Consider the following 17624-nt stretch of genomic DNA (forward strand, 5'->3'; position numbering starts at 1 on the left):
CCCTCCACATTCCTCTTATTGGATGCCCAATTTCTCTTTATTTTGTTTCATCTTCTCACTACGTACCTTCAGGATGTCATCCCAACGGTTTTCACCTAAAAATGACTTGTAAGCGGCGAGCGCATTGTCAAAAGAGGCATCATCTTTGGCACGTACCATGCTTACCAGTGTTGAATTCCACTTGGCATTGATCGCAGACAACGCACGTGCTTCAGGGGTTCCTTGATTCGGACTAATATTCTCCAGAATGAAGTGTGGTTTCAGTTTCCCTTTGCCCCACTCTTGCATTTGTTTAATCGCTTCCGGGAAAGCATCCGCGCTCAGTGCTTTGTGACGGTCATGACCAAAGAACATGAATTCACCCATCCGGTATTCCTTCTTGAATTTGTCCGCGTTGTGCAGCTGCAGGTCTTTCACAGCTGGCAGCAGCTCAACCGTACCGTCTGCATTCTTTTTATACGTCTCGCCTTCAATACCATAGTTCATCAGAAGCTGACCTTCTTCACTCAGCAGGTACGTAAAGATTTGAATGGCTTTGGCCGGATCTTTGGCGTCTTTGGAGATGAAGTTGATCATCCAGCCTGTAATACCGGATTGATTGAGTGTCGGTGCATTACCCTTGGTGCTTTGTGGTCCATCTATGGCAACATACTCTTTGCCTTCATTGGCACTCAGATAAATTTGCAGATTTCCTCCCTGTTGAGGTGTACCATCCAGCAGCATCGTTGCATATTTTCCGGATTTCACTTTTTCCTCAAAGGCCGTACCATCATCAGCAAAGCTGTCATCGCTGATATTTCCGTCTCTGTATACCTTGTTTAAAGTCTTCAACCACGTAAGATAATCTTCATCCTGATTGCGGTCATAGAATTCTCCATTTTCAGTTTCAAGCGGCACGCCAATGAAATCTTGCAACGTGTCTCCGAGTGAACCTGTTCCTTCCCCGATCGAGTTAAAACCAAATGGAATCAGCGTAGGGAACTTTTCCTTGATCTGTTTCATTACATTTTCGAATTCCTCTGGCGTTCCCATGACAGGGCTTCCCAAAGCTTCGTATACGTCTTTACGGATGATAAATGCCGTTTTGGCTGGGATGTTGCCGCTATCATAATCGGCTTGCGTATTGGAGTAGTTTGGATAACCATACGTCTTGCCATCAGCCAGTTGGAACCAGTTCAGGGTATCGGCAGCCGCGACCTTGTTGAAGTATGGATCATATTTCTCCGCAAGATCATTCAGCGGCATAGCCCACGTTGCAGCTTTTTGCACCACAGGGGAATTGGAGTCAAACACGGTCAGCAGGTCAGGCATGTCGCCACCGGCAAAGAATGTATTTAACTTCGTGTCATCACCTGTAATGAATTTGATATTGATGTTCAGATCTTCCTTGATTTTCTTGGTCACAATGTCTTTACCGAAATCCGTGTTCCACCAGTCCGCATTAACATACCAGGTAAGGTCCGTAGCTTCTTCCTTTTTATCAAGCTGCCAGGCTGGTTTTTCTGGATCGACTGTATAGCGATCTTCAATGGAAACCCAGTTCCCTTCGCTCGAACCCCCTGAACCGCCACTGCAGCCTGTAATCATCAGCACCGCTGTCAGAAATGCCGCGCACAGCTTAACTCCTTTTTTGCCTGCTGCCTTATTCATCTTGAACATATTGTTTCCTCCTTAAGGTTAGGTGAGAAATATTGAATAGAGCGAACTTTCGAACATGCTTGGATTTCCCTTACTCCTTGACTGCACCCAGCATCATACCCGAGATAAAGTATCTTTGAAGGATGGGATAGATCAGTATGATTGGCAGTGTGGTAATAACAATCGTGGCCAGTTGCACCCCTTTTGTCGTTGTTTCGATGACTGCTGAACCGCCGATATTTTGCATCGACTGCGTTTGGGACTGAACAATAATCTCATACAGCATCATCTGTAATGGATACAGAGACTGATCGGTAATGTACAGCTTGGTTGTCATAAAGTCATTCCATTGCCCCACCCCATTGAATAAGGCAATGGTTGCCATCGCTGGCATGGACAGCGGGATGAAGATTTTGAGGAAAATATGCCAGTCTCCTGCACCATCGATTTTGGCTGACTCCTCCAGGGAATCCGGTACATTCCGGAAGAAATTCATCAGAATGACGACATCATAGAAGCTGAACAATGCCGGAATAATGTACACCCAGAAGCTGTTGAGCAGGCCGAGTGATTTGATCAATAGGTACGTTGGGATCATTCCGCCAGAGAAGAACATCGTAATAACCCCCATGGCAACGTACAGTTTACGGCCACGTATGTGCTTTTTGCTCAGACCGTAGCCGACCATGGCACAGAAGAACACGTGTGTAACGACTCCGATTGTTGTTTTGGATACGGAGATGAAGAACGCTTGCCAGATATTTGAATCGTTGAACACGGCTCTATAATTCTCCAGCGAGAACTCCGGTGACCAGAAGATGAACCCGCCTTCCGCCAAAGCCTTGCCTGAGCTAAAAGAAGAGATGATGACATTCCAGAGTGGAACCACAATAACAACAGTACAAATAACGAGTAAAATAATATTTAAGGTATCAAAGATCCGACTATCGAGATCTTCTTTAGCCACCTTTCCATTCACACGGGATGCCTCCTTCTACAGCACAGATTGATTATCGTTTAATTTGCTTGTAATTTTGTTCGCGGTGACCAACAGAATAACGGACACAATCGAGACGCCCAGACCAACCGCGGTAGCATACGAAAAGTCACCCTGTGACATCCCCATACGATATACATACGAATTGATCACTTCTGCCTTATCACGGTTTTGCGAGTTCATCAGAACCAGCGTCTGGTCCAGATTGGAACCAAGTAAACCGCTTACAGTAAGGATCAGATTAAGGCTAATGATCGACTTCATGTTGGGCAACGTGATATTCCAGATTTGTCTGAGACGGCTTGCACCATCAATTTTCGCTGCCTCGTAATACGTAGGATCAATCTTCGACATAATCGCCAAATACAGAATTGTTCCCCAGCCGGCCTCTTTCCAAATATCGGATAACACTGCAATCCACCAATACTTGCCTGCATCCAGCAAAATGTTCTGCGGCTGCGAGATCAGTCCCAGACTAAGTAGCAGCTGATTAAACAATCCCGTAGTTGAAAACCAGGTGATAAGCATACCCCCCAGTACGATCCAGGACAGAAAGTGAGGTAGATATGAAACCGTTTGCACGAACTTTTTGAAGCGTCCGCTGTTTAATTCATAGATCATGATCGCCAGGATAATGGGAATGACGAACCCGATACCCAATTTCAAAAAGCTGATCCCCAGCGTATTCACTACAGCATCCCAGAAGTATTTGTCTGACATAATGATTCTGAAATTTTCCAAACCAACCCATGGTGCGCTAGACAGCGTATCAATAACGGTGTAATTTTTGAATGCAATCGTCAATCCGTATATGGGAATGTAACAAAAAATAATCATAAAAATGATGCCAGGTATAATCATCGATTGAATTTCCCATTGTCTTCGATAATCGATGACGAACTCTTTTACTCTTTGTCCGACTGGCTTCCTTCCCCCCGGTCTTACAGGCTTTTTACCGGTTGACGACGTCTCTACGGCTAATTTACTCACGCTTTTTTGCTCCCCTCCAACTTAAGCATTTCATCATAAAAACGTTTTTATTCTCTGACAAAAAAACCCCCTAATCTCAAATCTATAATTAAAAAAGACCGGAAATGATTGCATCAGTTATGTTGAAAAATCACTCCGGTCCATCTTCACATGACTTGATCCCCGTATGATAAGTTCACCCGCCAGTTTCTGTGAAACCCCATGTTCCTTCTTTTTGATCATGCGAACCAGGTGATTGACCGCCAGGATACCCTGCCTTGCAATCTGGTTTCTTACGGTACTTAATGGTGGGGAGAAGTATTGGGCAATATCAATATCATCGAAGCCTACTACACTTACATCCTGAGGAACCTCGAAGCCATGCGACTTCAACGCATGGATGCAGCCAATTGCACTCACATCATTTCCTGCTAAAAAAGCATCAGGCAGCTTGGCAGGATGCAGATGAAGAAAAGATTTTACCGCACTGTAGGTGCCCTCTTCCTCAAAATATCCCTGTAAGATGTAATCATCATCCAGCGGAAGCTGGTACTCACGCAAAGCGGCCAGATATCCATCTCTACGCTGATTACTGTCAAACATCGTGTCCACGCCGGAGATGTAGGCAATTTTCTTGTGTCCCAGCCCAATTAAATACTTGGTCGCTTCGTAACCTGCCACATAGGAGTCAAAAATGACGCTTCCCATCGTATCGCTCTGATAGACCCGGTCCAGAAATACAGCCTTGATCTTGTCTTTTTCCATAGCGATAATATCCTGCTCATCAATCCGCAGTTCTTCGTAGATGATGACGCCATCCACACGCCGACCCAGAATATTACTCATAATGACCTGCTTATCCTTGGTCACAAATACATTCAGCCCGTAGCCCAGACGATCGCATTCGCGAGACATGGATTCAACCAGCTTATAAAAATACGGGCCCGACACACTTGTGGTGAAAAAGCCCAGCATTTTGGTTTGCCCGGATTTTAGCAGCTTGCCGTTCAGGTTGGGAACGTAGTTTAAACGCTCTGCCACCTTCAGGACATGTGACTTGGTCTCCGGGTTTAAGACATCCACGCCGTTCAAGGCGTTAGAAACCGTAGAAATGGATACTCCGGCTTCCCTTGCAACATCTTTAATTGTAATCTTTCCCATAATTTTTTGGTCCTTTGCTATAAAAACGTTTTTATATATTTTAAATTAGCATAAAACCGTTTTCAACACAACACTTAATTCATTTTGTTGAATCATATCTTCGAACATCTCTATGAATGTTATGGCATTATGTTCTTTCACAAGGGTCACCCTTTCGGCCAGATTCGCGCTCGCTTAAACATTTTCTTTTCAAACACAGCCTATCTGCATTAAAATGAAGTTGGAAGATCATCCCAAATGAAAAGAGGTTATTGTATGAAAAAATCATTTCTTTTTCTGCTTACTGCCCTGATTGCTGTTATCTCCTTCTCCGCGTATGCACCTGCATCTGATGCCTCTGGTGATATTGGAGTTAGCCTGCTATCGGATCGTCAATCAGGCACTGTAAAATAAGCGTTCGCACTCTTTCCAAGAAAGAATTTGCACAGAAAATCAGCAGGCGACCAGTTCGGATAACATCCGAATTTGGCCGCCTGCTGTCATTGTCATCATTCTTTTCAACAATTCTTACTTCCACTCTCTCTTGCGAAGATAGGATTCGAAACCAAATGTTCCGAAAGGCAATACGCCTGCTACCAATCCCATGAACCAGCGTGAAGCTTTCCACTTCTTCACAACAGCCAAATGTACAAGCGTAATCAGATATAACGGAAAAAGAATACCGTGAATCATCCCCATAATCATTACCGGGGAAGACATATCGGCTAAATATTTTAGCGGCATGGCTACAAAAATCAACAGCAGTAAGGATACACCTTCCCAATTGCCTGCAATTCTGAAACGACCTGTGACTGTCTTCATCCTGTTCAATCTCACCTTTCCAGCAGCTAGTTTGTGAAATATGTAACTTGTTACAAGATGTTTCAACTTGAAGCCACATCATCTGTAATCATGCAGCTTCTCTTGAAACGTCTTGTTCAGTATACCGCATGGTTCTGGTTCGGAAATGCTTCAATTTTGAATAATTAATGACTGAACTATCCGTGCAGGTATTGTTGAGAGTTTTAAAATGGTGTATGAATTCGTAAGCAATGATATGTTTATGTACTTCCCCCAAAAAATTAGGTAGTAGCACGTTCAATCAGTTGAAATTCCAATTGTTGAGGCTGTAGCTCCTGCTTGCCAAGGACGGCCCATAATCGATGAAAGGCCTGGGTAGCCTGTTCTGCAATTGGATTATGTATGGTCGTTATTCCAAGCACACGGGACAGTTCAATGTCATCGAAACCAACAATAGCAAGTTTTTGGGGAACTTGTATATTCTGTTTGCGTGCTTCGGACCAGATTCCGATTGCTGCATAATCATTCGAACATAACACAGCTTGAGGAAGTTCTGGCCCACTTGCCATTCTTCGCATCGCCTCTTCTCCGTCAGATGAACTGAACACGGAATATTGATAAGCTTCACGCCATACAGGCAGACCCTTATCTGCCATAAATGATTCATAGGCTTCACGCCGACTCTGGGTATTCAGGCTTTCTGCTCTGCCAAAGGCATTGGCAATGCGGGTATAGCCTTTGGACACCAGATGTTCAAGAGCTAGCCTGTAGCCTTGCGCCTGGTCCATAGCCACTGACGGAATTTCGTCATTCCCCATCCGCTGCCAGGATACAATCGGACCATACTCGCAGTAGGCTTTCAGTTTGTCTGGATGATTGACACAGGTCATAATCACCAGTCCATCTACCCGTTTACTCCGCAGATCCTCGAACGCCTGCAATTCAATCTCTTTATCTCCACGCGAAGTATAGATCAGGGTCTGGAATCCATAATCCATCGCTGTATCAATGAATTGATTCATGAACGTAATAATAATTTCGTTGGTAGCCGATGTGACAATCCCAATTTGCTTGGTCTGTCCAGTGGATAACGAAACCGCATTTCGGTTTGGGATATAATTTAGTTGTTTCATGATTTCGGTTATTTTCTGCCGGGCCTCGTCACTCACATGTGGTGAATGATTAATCACTCTGGACACCGTGGCCTTCGAGTAGCCGGACAGCTTCATAATTTCATCGAACTTGGACACATGAAGTCTCCTTTCTTGCTGACTTTCTATGATGAATTACAGTTTGCCTCAAAATAAATAAAAAGTAAAACTTGACGTGTAACCCGTTCCAACGATTAAGCTTTTTTTATGCAGTGCTGCTGTATGTAATATTCACAATGAATTCATAACGATTGGAGCGATACACATGACTCATTCTCAACATCCATCATTTCATTTCCCCGAAAACTTTATGTGGGGTGGTGCGATTGCCGCCAACCAGGCTGAAGGTGCATATAATTTAGGTGGCAAAGGTTTGTCCACTCAGGATGTGGCTCCCAAAGGTATCATGGGTCCCATTACGGAAGAACCGACTGAAGATAACATGAAACTGATCGGGATTGACCTCTACCACCGTTATAAAGAAGACGTGAAGCTGTTCGCTGAGATGGGATTCAAGGTATTCCGTACTTCCATCGCCTGGTCCCGTATTTTCCCTAAAGGCGATGAGCTGGAACCCAATGAAGAAGGCCTTCAATTCTATGATGATCTCTTTGACGAGTGTCTTAAATACGGAATCGAACCACTGGTCACCCTTTCCCACTACGAGACACCTCTCCATCTCTCCAAGGAATATGATGGCTGGGTTAATCGGAAGATGGTCGGCTTCTACGAGCGTTATGTGACTGCTGTATTTAAACGTTATCAAAATAAAGTGAAATACTGGCTCACGTTCAACGAAATCAATTCGATTCTGGAAGCACCATTCATGAGCGGTGGGATCTACACACCAAAAGAGAAATTGAGCAAGCAGAATCTTTATCAGGCAATACACCATGAGTTTGTAGCGAGTGCTTCTGCTGTGAAACTCTGTCATGAGATCATTCCAACTGCACAGATTGGTTGTATGATGCTCAGTATGCCGACCTATCCGCTAACGCCGAATCCCGATGACATGATTAAAGTGATGGAATTCGAACACAGCAATTACTTCTTCGGAGATGTACATGTGAGAGGCCGCTATCCTGGATACATGAAACGTTACTTCCGTGAAAATGGAATCCAGATTCAGATGGAAGATGGCGACGAAGACATGTTGCTCCATACCGTCGACTTCATTTCTTTCAGCTATTACATGAGTATCTGCCAAACGGCTGATCCGGATAAACAAGTTGCAGGTGAAGGTAACCTGCTTGGAGGTATACCTAACCCTTACTTGCCTGCAAGTGAATGGGGATGGCAGATCGATCCGCAAGGACTGCGTTATGTTTTGAATATGTTCTATGACCGTTATCAGAAACCACTCTTTATTGTAGAAAATGGACTGGGCGCTGTGGACGAGCTTATTACCGGACCTGATGGTGAGAAGACCGTTGAAGATGACTATCGCATTCAGTATTTGAATGATCATCTTGTTCAGGTCGCAGAAGCCATTGAAGACGGCGTTGAAGTTATGGGATATACGTCATGGGGATGTATTGATGTGGTCAGTGCTTCGTCAGCACAATTGAAAAAGCGTTATGGTTACATCTATGTCGATCGCCATGACGATGGTTCAGGAACACTTGATCGGTATCGCAAAAAGTCGTTCCACTGGTACAAAGATGTCATTGGCAGTAACGGCAAGAGCCTAAAACGTTAAGGAATTGTTACAGCTGTAGCAGGTGCATTCCTGCTCTCCCCCAGCAGAAAACAAGGACATGCATTGGTATACAATGTGATAATGTATTGTTTTCTGCTGAGGGATTTTTATTAATATGGGAGTCCCGTCTTCAGTTGAATTGGACCAGGTCCGGTTCCAATGCTTTCAACGTTAACCATCTCATCCCTGCTTCAAAGTCTTCCTGGAAGGAATCGATCAGAATGATGTCAGGATCAGATGGCATCGACAGCTCGGCTTGATACATTTGCCATGCATGAACCACTGCATCTTTCTCAACCATCTTCTGGTAAATCACAACCTGGTCTGGAGCAAGAATCGCATTTACCATTTGAATCATTTTGCATACTGTTGCAATAAACGCTTCCTTCTCCACTGTATCATACCAATCAACTCCCATAGGAAGGTATTTGACCTCCCCGGCCATACCAAGTTTTCCTTTGATCACTTTACCGTCCACATAAATGCCCATGCCTGGAGGATATTTAGTTGGAAAATAAATTCCGATGACACATTGATCCTCATCTAACTCTTTTTTTGCGCAATATCCGCTAATTGCAGCGTTCACATCATTTTCCACCATGACTGGTAATCCGAACTGTGCTTCAAGATCTTCAATCATGCGGACACCTTCTAACTGCCGGTGACTGCTCACCGTAATTTCTCCATTCACGGTTTGCCCCGGAATACCGATACCGATGACTTTAATGGAAGCATGTTGAGCCAGTACGTTCCCAATGATTTCATAGAAGTGTCTCTGGTCAAAGGCGTGCATCGTATATTCTTCTCTGAACACCATGTTATCCTCTAAGTTAATGACAGTGGCTGTGATCAGATCCTGCCCCTGCTTTTCGTTGATATACATGACCAAAGCCAAGCTAAAATCGTAATTATATCTGTAGGTTAATGCAGGTCTTCCCCCGTTGGAAGGCACGGTCTCGTCCTCAAACAGTTCACCCAGATCACACAACTCTTTGACCAGTGAATTGACGGTTACTACACTGAGCTTGGTCAAGGAGGCCAGTTGTGGCTTGGTTGCTGTTTCCACCCTTTTCATGACCTGGCGTACATGGTTTATATTAATTTCTTTCATCAAATACGCGTTCGCTATTTTCATAAGCACCCCTACTCCATCGTTTCTTCTCCAATGTAGTAACTATACAATATCTTCAAAGGGTTTAAAAACACCCGATGAAAAAACATCGGGCATTCTAAGGGTTCGTATACACTTCCGTATTTAGCCTCTGCTATACTTCGTTTTGTCTGCTTCCGTTATTTTGCGAATCACTCTGCATGGATTACCCGCAGCAATTACATCCGAAGGAATGTCTCTGGTAACTACACTTCCTGCCCCGATAATGGTGTTATCTCCAATGGTCACACCCGCAAGCACCGTCACACCGCCGCCGATCCATACATTATTGCCCACTGTGATGGGACCTACAATTTCAAGACCTTCATTACGTTGTTCCACATCATAAGGATGACCCGCAGTGTAGAACCCACAGTTCGGAGCAACAAAAACGTTGTCACCAAAGCTGATTTTGGCTCCGTCCAGCATAACGATATTATGATTGCTATAGAAGTTCTCACCAATTTCAATGTTATAGCCATAGTCACATACAAACGGCTGCTCGATCAGAAAACGATCCGTCGTTTTTCCAAGCAACTTTTTAATTAGCATTTCTCTCTCGGTAATTTTGCCTGGATGAAGCTGATTATATTCGTAGCAAAGCCCCTTCGCGTACAAACGCTCATCAATTAATTCTTTGTCGTAATTCGCATTATACAGCAGTCCCAGTTGTGATTTCTCTTTTTCTGTCATGAATTCTTGTGCCTCCAGCTCTTCTCTATATATTAAAACACTTTATAAAACTATTTTAATTATAGGGGTTAATTTCAATTAATCAAGTAACCGTATGAACGGTTTGCTCCTTGCGACTAATTGCGTAAACGGCCGACACCAGACCCATCAGGATCAGAACCGATCCCACCCATCCTGTATATATAATGGTCGAATGATCGATAACCACCCCACCAATATAGGTTCCGAGAGCAATACCAGCATGTGCAATGCCTGAATTGGTGCTAATTAACGTTTCAGCCGTTGCCGGTGAGGTTTTGATAATCAGACTATTCTGTACCGGTGTAACGGTCCAGCTTAATGCACTCCAGATACTTAGCAGAATCAAGAAGGCAATTAAAGGCAACCCGGTACTAAATGGAATAACCGCCATGCTTATGATAAAGGGTATCAGCACGATAATAATGGCTTTGGCTGGGTGCAAGCGATCTGATAATATGCCGCCGATTCCTCCCCCTGCCACAGCAGCGATACCAAACATCATATAGATAAAGGTGACCATTGTTGAGCTGGCTCCCAGCGCTTCCTGGAGAAATGGTGTGAAATAAGCATATAACGTCAAGTGTCCTGCAAGCACAAGCAATGTTGTAACATGGATTGCCAGCATTTTCGGATTCCATAGAGCAGTAAGCTGCTTCTTCAGGGATACTGCCGGAATCGGCTGCACACGATCCATGGCAATGCCAATGGCAACCATGACTACTGCAGTCAAAATCGCGATCAACATAAACACTTCACGCCATCCAGCGAGATTACCCACAAAGATTCCGAGAGGTACACCCAGGATCAGTGAAGCACTTCCTCCCATCGTGATAATCCCCACAGCACGCCCTTTATATTGGGGCTCCACAATACGAGCTGCGAGCGTCAAAGACAGGACAAAAATCAGAGAGCCCGTTGCGGCCCCCAATGCTCTGCCTGCCAAAAGAATATAGAAATTGGCACTGAACGCAGAGATGAGATTGCTGATTAGAAAAACGAATAAAGTGCACATATATACTTTTTTACGTTCGAATCTAGCCGTCATATTTAACAAAATAGGCGCAGATAACGCATAGACGAGTGAGAAGATGGAAATTAAATACCCGGCTTTGGCCAAGGTTAGATGAAGATCTGTTGCAATCAAGTCCAGAATCCCGCCTAAAATGAGTTCAACGGTACCAACCACAAATGCCGCGATTGCCAGGACATATACTTTTTTATTCATTTTTGAATCCTCCTCAAAAGTTACAACTACGATAGTAACTTAATTAAGAGAGGATTTCAATACAAAAAAGCTATTCTCCGAAAGAATAGCTTTGGAACCATCGTTTTAATAAATTAATCGCGCCAACAGACGTGCGATTTCTTCGTCCTGAAGCAGCTGGTCGCCGTATTTTTTGGTAATTTGAGTAAGAGCGACGTCATGATAGAAATAATCCGTCATGGCTTTAACAATCGGTTTGGACGTTGTCTTGATAGCCTTCCATGAATCATGTTCGATTCCTGCAAACAAGAGATAGCCATGGTCAACAATAATTAGCTGCGAAGGCTCAAGTTTACTGTCCTCAAGCATAGGGATTAACGAATATTTACGGGTTAGAGACGTTTGCAGTCCTCCTACAGCCAGGACCTCCACATATACCCCTTCTGCCTCTTTTCTCTCCAGAAGCTCCCGGTATTTCTCCATTTGCTCGTTCCACGCCAGAAAAAGGATAGATGAATCCGCTTCTTCAATAAGCTGTTCAATATTCGATGCAATGGATGATGCATCCTTCAACGTCCAGATATGTTCATCTGTGAATGTACGTTTGATTTTATATGTCTTTAACTCCTCAATATCTTTCTCAAAGTCGGCTCTTATTTTGAGGATAATGGACTGAAGATCAACCGCCATATACAATTTTTTCTTCCCATGCATAGTTGTTAGGACCGTCCCTTTATCAATAAGACGATTAAGCACTTCGTATATCTTAGCCTTGGGTACATTGGAGTAATTAACAATGGATGTGGCATCGAGCGGTACATCCTGCGCGAATATAGCCTCGTATACCTGACTTTCATATTGTGTAAAACCGAATTTCTGCAACATGGTTTGGATCGGCGCATCCCTTCTTGGTTGTATCGTTCTATACAGTTTAGACGCCTGAACTTCCCATGTCCAGTTTATCCCACTGTTCAAAAGCACCCAGGCTGGCTACGTTCGATTCCAGAAGCGCTGCTGGGTCATTGCTTGAATGAATTGCTCTGCAAACGCCGCTGGTTGTTGTTCCACAATGACGCCAGGTTTGCCGATAATACCGACTGGCTGAATCAGTACTGCCCCCACTGGTGTAGCTCCTATTGGTTTAAAATGATTATACGTTTCAATAGCATAGGATCGGGTGTATTTTTGAAAATATTCATCTTGGTTCTGTCCTCCAACAACGAACAGTCCATCGTATACCAAGGGTGATCCGGTTAGGAAGCTATCGTCCACTTTGAGCTCCACACCTTCTGTTCCATGCACCACACCTTGTCTTTCATGAACAATGACTGGACGAAGTCCCGCGCTCTTAAACTCATTCAAAATATATTGCGTGCTTGGACCATCGAATCCCTCACCGACAATCACCCCTACGCGCAGCGTTTTGGGAGAAAACACGGTATTGCCCATGCTTAACGCAGGGGAGGATTTTGTCACTGAAGATTCAGCAACGTTCGGTACAGCGACTCCAAGCTCACGGGCCAGAATGGTAGCCAGCTCTGTGCTGATATTTCCCAACATATCTACGACCTGTTGACGAATCGAAACGTCCTTAACCTTCCCAAGCTCAAACGTGAGTGCCTGAATGATATGACTTCTCTCCACGCCTGTCATGCTGTTCCAGAATAAACGTGCCTGCGAGAAATGATCCAGGAAACTAGGTGCCGTTTTCCGTTCCTTGAGACCTTGCACCGTGGAAGGATAGGTTACAAACCCACCTTTTGTACCGGGCACAGTATAGGGAGAATTATTGGCAATAGAGTTTTCGTGATAGGCGACTCTTCCTCGATCAATGGTGTAACGGGAAGCTCCGTCTCTCTGGTTGTTATGTACAGGGCATACGGGACGATTGATCGGCAATTCCTGATAATTCGTACCCACCCTTGCCAATTGTGTATCCGTATACGAGAATAGCCGGCCTTGAAGCAGTGGATCATTGCTGAAATCAATGCCACGTACAATGTTGCCTGGATGGAATGCCGATTGTTCCGTTTCCGCAAATACATTCTCGACATTTTGGTTAATCGTCATTTTGCCAATGATGCGTACCGGAATGTCTTCCTCAGGCCATAACTTCGTTGCATCCAAAATATCAAAATCAAACCTGAATTCATCCGCTTCCTCCAGCACCTGTATTCCAAGTTCGAACTCTGCGAAGTTGCCTGCATTGATATTCTCCCACAGGTCCCTGCGATGAAAATCCGGGTCCGCCCCGCCCAGCTTCTGCGCCTCATCCCACACAAAAGAATGCATGCCAAGTACAGGCCGCCAATGAAATTTCACGAATCTGGATTTGCCTTCTTTGTTCACCAGCCGGAAGGTATGTACTCCAAATCCCTGCATCATTCGAAAGCTTCGCGGTATCGTGCGATCCGACATAATCCACATGACCATCGCTGCCGACTCCTGATTATTCGCGATGAAATCCCAGAAGGTATCGTGCGCAGTGGAGCCTTGTGGAATTTCATTATTGGGTTCCGGCTTCAGCGCATGTATCAGATCCGGGAACTTGATCCCATCCTGAATGAAGAAGATCGGAATATTGTTGCCGACCAGATCAAAGTTGCCTTCCTCCGTATAAAATTTCACTGAAAACCCACGCACATCCCGATTCGTTTCGTTCACTCCTTTGGAGCCTGCAACCTCGGAAAAACGAACGAATAGCGGTGTCTTCACAGCAGGATCCTGAAGAAAATGTGCCATCGTTAACTCTTCAAGTGACTCATATAACTCAAATTCACCGTAAGCTCCATATCCCCGGGCATGCACAACTCTCTCCGGAATGCGTTCCCGGTCAAAGTGAGACAGTTTCTCACGCATCAGAAAATCTTCAAGCAGCGTGGGTCCGCGATCCCCCGCTTTTAGCGAGTTGCTATCATCCGATATTTTAACCCCTTCGTTGGAAGACATTTCTTTTCCGTTATTATCCCGAAGAAAGGCATTTCGCTGTTCTATCTTTTTGTTCTCATCCATCGGTTCCTTGCTCATTCCAATCACCTCCAGCATTATATGTATGGGACTGGAAGTACACTTATGATTGACTGATACACCATACTTTGGTCCGAATCATGTGTGTGAATTACAAATACGGATAACATGAGCTTTGCCATGAGGCATAGCTGGCGATTGTCCATTTATGAAATATCGCGTCCATTGTCTAGCACCTTCCTCATTTCCTTTTCATTTACTATAAAGAATCTAATAGAAAAGAGATGATGAGGATGGCTAGTGTAAAAGCTGTTCCACAACCGGATTTGGTATTGATCTACTGGTCCAGAAATCCGCTCGTTCCTGGTTCTGCACGCCGAATCAGAAGTGTCCGTGTGATTGGAAACACGTCCCCTTGTACCTTCACACTGGTGCGTGGTGCATTGCTAATTAATGCCTTAAACTGTTTGCTGGACAATGATATTGGTTTTAAAGTGGTCTATAGCAAAAAAACATCAAGCATCAGTGGCGTTTTATTGTTGAAACGCAGATCTTAAACGAACAAACAGGTGCCCTCCTTCAATAAGGAAGTGCACCTGTTTGTTATTCAATGAATGATGTGACTGAACTCCACTCTATTTGACATTCATATAACGTTCGAAGGCATCATTACGGATGGTCAGTAACTGTTCAAGTCCCATATCATTCAACTTTTTGATATAAGCATCCCAGTCGTCTTCGATGCCGCCTTTGGTTACCCACTGAGCTCGCATCGTCGCTACATAACCGTCAATATCCGTTGTCAGCGTTGGCAGTTCCTGGAACTCTTCAGCATTGTACATAACCTTCGGATAAGGTGTCGTTACATCGGCACTGCCCAACTGATCAATTTGCAGCTTGAGTCCGTCACCAGCCTTCGGATTAAGCTTAATTTTCTCTTCAAAGGAAGGGCTTACATATTTGGGTCCGAAATCACGCAGGGATTGATCCCAGTACCAAGCATCGGCGCTAGTGCCTGCTGGCGGATCCATCAGCGTATATGTGCCATCATCATTTTTCTTGATTACAGTTCCAATCGCACCCCAGAAATTCTGAATGCTGGCTTCGTTGGAATAGAACTGATCAGCCCAGCGTGCCGCTACTTCTGGAACAGTACATGAACTTGTAATCAGCAGTTCATTACGGGCCAGATTCATGCCGCCAGGATCCCCTGGCTGATAACGTTTGCCATCAGGTCCGGCAATAGGCGCAATCGCTTCGTATTGGTCGCTCCACTTGCCAAACACCGCATCAGGTGTCCACTGGTTGCTGAAGCCAACGATTGGAATGTCTGCATTTTGCCATTTGGCTGATGTCATTGTATTGTCTTGTGTGAACAGTTCCTGATCAATCAACCCTTCTGAATACAGCTTGTGTGTATAAATAAGAGCTTCTTTATAGGCGTCAGTCGTTGGGAAGAAGACCGGTTTACCATCCTGCACAATCATACTGCTGGCATTAATGTCAGTGATTCCGAATGGATTGAGGAAATCCACATTCAGACCCGTTTCCGTGTACGGAATTTCGTCCTGTTTTCCATTTCCATTCGGATCTTTTTCCTTAAACGCTTTCAACACCTGGTAGAGTTCTTCTGTTGTCGTTGGTGCTTTCAGCCCCAGCTTATCAAGCCAAGCCTTATTAATTACAGGCTGGTTCCGGCTCTTCGGACGGGCAGGCAGTCTTGTTGGCATAGAATAGATTTTGCCATCAGGAAACGTACTGATTTTCTTCATATCTGGCGTCTCTTGCATAGCAGCCTTCAAGTTGGGCATATACGAGTCAATGTACTCATCCAGTGGACGGAAATAGCTCAGGTTGTTTACAATGTCCGAATCGCTGAACACCTGGTCACCCAAGATAATGTCCGGGAGTGTACCACTGGCAAGCATAATGGATTTCTGCTCCCCCCAGTCATTAGAGGACATGACCTGCCACTCAATCTTCACATTGGATTCCTTCTCCAAATCCTTGAGCCATTGGTTCTGTGTAAAAGTGTCTCCCATATTCCCCCAACGAACCGTCAGTACCTTGAGTGTGACCGGTTTATTGACAATCGGCAGACCTTCCTGGTTAAAATCACTTGAAATCGTAGTCTCCGCAGGTTCACTACTATTTCCACTACTACAGCCAACAACGCTGACCAACATGGCCGACACGAGAAGCAGGCTGTTCATTTTGGTGAATAACTTCTTGCCTATCTTTTTCCCCATTTGGGAACCCCCTTGATTCGTAATGAATTTCAACCCGCCTTATTCCTTCACTGCGCCGATCATCACCCCCTGATTGAAATACTTTTGGATGAACGGATACACACACATGATCGGAATTGTAGCGATGATAATAACGGAATACCTCATCAAATTGGCAAGACGCAGGGCAACTTGTGCTGCTTCTCCTGTACCGATGCCAGACTGCATCTGATTCGTGATGAGGATATTACGTAAAATTAGTTGCAGCGGATACAGATTCGGATCTTTTAGATAAATCAAGGCATTAAAATAGGAGTTCCAATACCCTACAGCAATCCATAGTCCGAGGACGGCGATGATTGCTTTGGACAGCGGCAATACGATGAGTACAAAATACCGCAGGTTACCACAGCCATCGATCTGGGCAGCTTCCCATAAATCTCCCGGAATACTGGTCTGGAAAAATGTCCGGGCGACGATCATGTCGAAAACCACCACGGAGAAGGGAAGCACCATCACGAGGAACGTGTTATAGAGATGGAAGTCGCGGATCGTCAGGAAGGTTGGAATCAAGCCCCCGCTAAAGAACATCGTAAAGATAAAGAACAGCGAGAAAAATTTGCGCCCGACCAGATCTTTTCTCGATAATGCATAAGCCGCCGAAATATTAACGACAAGCCCGAAGAGTGTTCCCACCACCGTATACAGAATGGTATTTCGATATCCGATCCAGATATTTTCGTGTCGCAGCAGTTCCCTATACCCTTCAAGTGTGAAGCCTTTGGGGAACACCCACACCTGTCCGTTAGCCACAGATGAAGGATCACTGAACGAGGCGATGACAATAAAATAGATCGGATAAATGATAGCAATCAGAAAAAGAACAGCAAAGGCATACAGTACAACTTCTGCAACCGTAACACGTGGTCGACGTTTTGTACGGGGAGTTCTGGTCATTGCTGCCGG

General features: G+C 44.7%; 16 protein-coding genes. 3 read left to right on the forward strand and 13 right to left on the reverse strand.

Annotation, left to right across the window (positions count from 1 at the left end; all coding sequences use genetic code 11):
• Positions 1–15: 15 nt before the first annotated feature.
• The 4 genes from BMW94_RS19790 to BMW94_RS19805 form a co-directional block, all read right to left on the reverse strand.
• The gene (locus tag BMW94_RS19790; RefSeq protein ID WP_091000662.1) at positions 16–1659 is read right to left on the reverse strand and encodes a type 2 periplasmic-binding domain-containing protein; all 1644 of its coding nucleotides are present in this window, start codon (positions 1657–1659) and stop codon (positions 16–18) included.
• 70 nt (positions 1660–1729) lie between these two features.
• Positions 1730–2617 (reverse strand): carbohydrate ABC transporter permease, encoded by an 888-nt coding sequence (locus BMW94_RS19795; protein WP_091000663.1) that lies wholly within the window; start codon positions 2615–2617, stop codon positions 1730–1732.
• Between the two features lie 15 nt (positions 2618–2632).
• Positions 2633–3625: an ABC transporter permease gene (locus BMW94_RS19800; protein WP_175480773.1), complete on the reverse strand. Its 993-nt coding sequence runs from the start codon at positions 3623–3625 to the stop codon at positions 2633–2635.
• 117 nt (positions 3626–3742) lie between these two features.
• The gene (locus BMW94_RS19805) at positions 3743–4765 is read right to left on the reverse strand and encodes a LacI family DNA-binding transcriptional regulator (RefSeq protein WP_091000664.1); all 1023 of its coding nucleotides are present in this window, start codon (positions 4763–4765) and stop codon (positions 3743–3745) included.
• A gap of 255 nt (positions 4766–5020) precedes the next feature.
• Between BMW94_RS19805 and BMW94_RS30595 the strand changes: the two genes are divergently transcribed.
• Entirely contained in the window at positions 5021–5158 is a 138-nt protein-coding gene (locus tag BMW94_RS30595; RefSeq protein WP_175480774.1) for a hypothetical protein, read from the forward strand.
• A gap of 114 nt (positions 5159–5272) precedes the next feature.
• Here BMW94_RS30595 and BMW94_RS19810 read toward each other — a convergent pair whose 3' ends face one another.
• Together BMW94_RS19810 and BMW94_RS19815 are read right to left on the reverse strand one after the other, a co-directional pair.
• Complete coding sequence (locus tag BMW94_RS19810; protein WP_091000665.1) at positions 5273–5566, reverse strand: DUF3817 domain-containing protein; 294 nt, start codon at positions 5564–5566, stop codon at positions 5273–5275.
• A 260-nt stretch (positions 5567–5826) separates the two neighbouring features.
• A complete protein-coding gene (locus tag BMW94_RS19815; RefSeq protein ID WP_091000666.1) occupies positions 5827–6795 on the reverse strand; it encodes a LacI family DNA-binding transcriptional regulator in 969 nt (322 codons plus the stop codon).
• A 166-nt stretch (positions 6796–6961) separates the two neighbouring features.
• On the opposite strand from BMW94_RS19815, the gene BMW94_RS19820 reads away from it, so the two are divergent.
• Positions 6962–8395, forward strand: coding sequence for a glycoside hydrolase family 1 protein (locus tag BMW94_RS19820; RefSeq protein ID WP_091000667.1), 1434 nt, complete (start codon positions 6962–6964; stop codon positions 8393–8395).
• A 130-nt stretch (positions 8396–8525) separates the two neighbouring features.
• On the opposite strand, the gene BMW94_RS19825 is transcribed toward BMW94_RS19820, so the two are convergent.
• The 5 genes from BMW94_RS19825 to BMW94_RS19845 form a co-directional block, all read right to left on the reverse strand.
• The gene (locus tag BMW94_RS19825) at positions 8526–9530 is read right to left on the reverse strand and encodes an ROK family protein (protein WP_091000668.1); all 1005 of its coding nucleotides are present in this window, start codon (positions 9528–9530) and stop codon (positions 8526–8528) included.
• 120 nt (positions 9531–9650) lie between these two features.
• Positions 9651–10238 (reverse strand): sugar O-acetyltransferase, encoded by a 588-nt coding sequence (locus BMW94_RS19830; RefSeq protein WP_091000669.1) that lies wholly within the window; start codon positions 10236–10238, stop codon positions 9651–9653.
• Between the two features lie 82 nt (positions 10239–10320).
• Positions 10321–11484, reverse strand: a complete 1164-nt coding sequence (locus BMW94_RS19835; RefSeq protein ID WP_091000670.1) for an MFS transporter — start codon at positions 11482–11484, stop codon at positions 10321–10323.
• 105 nt (positions 11485–11589) lie between these two features.
• Positions 11590–12348, reverse strand: coding sequence for a TrmB family transcriptional regulator (locus BMW94_RS19840; protein ID WP_091000671.1), 759 nt, complete (start codon positions 12346–12348; stop codon positions 11590–11592).
• A gap of 105 nt (positions 12349–12453) precedes the next feature.
• A complete protein-coding gene (locus BMW94_RS19845) occupies positions 12454–14475 on the reverse strand; it encodes a catalase (RefSeq protein ID WP_091000704.1) in 2022 nt (673 codons plus the stop codon).
• A 248-nt stretch (positions 14476–14723) separates the two neighbouring features.
• On the opposite strand from BMW94_RS19845, the gene BMW94_RS19850 reads away from it, so the two are divergent.
• Positions 14724–14987 carry a hypothetical protein gene (locus BMW94_RS19850; protein ID WP_063563578.1) on the forward strand — a complete coding sequence of 88 codons (264 nt, stop codon included), beginning with the start codon at positions 14724–14726 and terminating at the stop codon, positions 14985–14987.
• A 78-nt stretch (positions 14988–15065) separates the two neighbouring features.
• Here BMW94_RS19850 and BMW94_RS19855 read toward each other — a convergent pair whose 3' ends face one another.
• Complete coding sequence (locus BMW94_RS19855; protein ID WP_091000672.1) at positions 15066–16679, reverse strand: type 2 periplasmic-binding domain-containing protein; 1614 nt, start codon at positions 16677–16679, stop codon at positions 15066–15068.
• Positions 16680–16718: 39 nt separating this feature from the next.
• Positions 16719–17615, reverse strand: coding sequence for a carbohydrate ABC transporter permease (locus BMW94_RS19860; RefSeq protein WP_254790313.1), 897 nt, complete (start codon positions 17613–17615; stop codon positions 16719–16721).
• Positions 17616–17624: the final 9 nt, after the last annotated feature.

It is taken from the genome of Paenibacillus sp. OK003 (assembly GCF_900109515.1).
GTDB classification, from domain to species: domain Bacteria; phylum Bacillota; class Bacilli; order Paenibacillales; family Paenibacillaceae; genus Paenibacillus; species Paenibacillus marchantiae.

Bases quoted from the DNA above. Each gene is read 5' to 3' on its own strand.
- BMW94_RS19790 (WP_091000662.1), bottom strand. From the start codon at position 1,659: ATGTTCAAGATGAATAAGGCAGCAGGCAAAAAAGGAGTTAAGCTGTGC.
- BMW94_RS19805 (WP_091000664.1), bottom strand. From the start codon at position 4,765: ATGGGAAAGATTACAATTAAAGATGTTGCAAGGGAAGCCGGAGTATCC.
- BMW94_RS30595 (WP_175480774.1), top strand. From the start codon at position 5,021: ATGAAAAAATCATTTCTTTTTCTGCTTACTGCCCTGATTGCTGTTATC.
- BMW94_RS19810 (WP_091000665.1), bottom strand. From the start codon at position 5,566: ATGAAGACAGTCACAGGTCGTTTCAGAATTGCAGGCAATTGGGAAGGT.
- BMW94_RS19820 (WP_091000667.1), top strand. From the start codon at position 6,962: ATGACTCATTCTCAACATCCATCATTTCATTTCCCCGAAAACTTTATG.
- BMW94_RS19825 (WP_091000668.1), bottom strand. From the start codon at position 9,530: ATGAAAATAGCGAACGCGTATTTGATGAAAGAAATTAATATAAACCAT.
- BMW94_RS19830 (WP_091000669.1), bottom strand. From the start codon at position 10,238: ATGACAGAAAAAGAGAAATCACAACTGGGACTGCTGTATAATGCGAAT.
- BMW94_RS19835 (WP_091000670.1), bottom strand. From the start codon at position 11,484: ATGAATAAAAAAGTATATGTCCTGGCAATCGCGGCATTTGTGGTTGGT.
- BMW94_RS19840 (WP_091000671.1), bottom strand. From the start codon at position 12,348: ATGTTGCAGAAATTCGGTTTTACACAATATGAAAGTCAGGTATACGAG.
- BMW94_RS19845 (WP_091000704.1), bottom strand. From the start codon at position 14,475: ATGGATGAGAACAAAAAGATAGAACAGCGAAATGCCTTTCTTCGGGAT.
- BMW94_RS19850 (WP_063563578.1), top strand. From the start codon at position 14,724: ATGGCTAGTGTAAAAGCTGTTCCACAACCGGATTTGGTATTGATCTAC.
- BMW94_RS19855 (WP_091000672.1), bottom strand. From the start codon at position 16,679: ATGGGGAAAAAGATAGGCAAGAAGTTATTCACCAAAATGAACAGCCTG.
- BMW94_RS19860 (WP_254790313.1), bottom strand. From the start codon at position 17,615: ATGACCAGAACTCCCCGTACAAAACGTCGACCACGTGTTACGGTTGCA.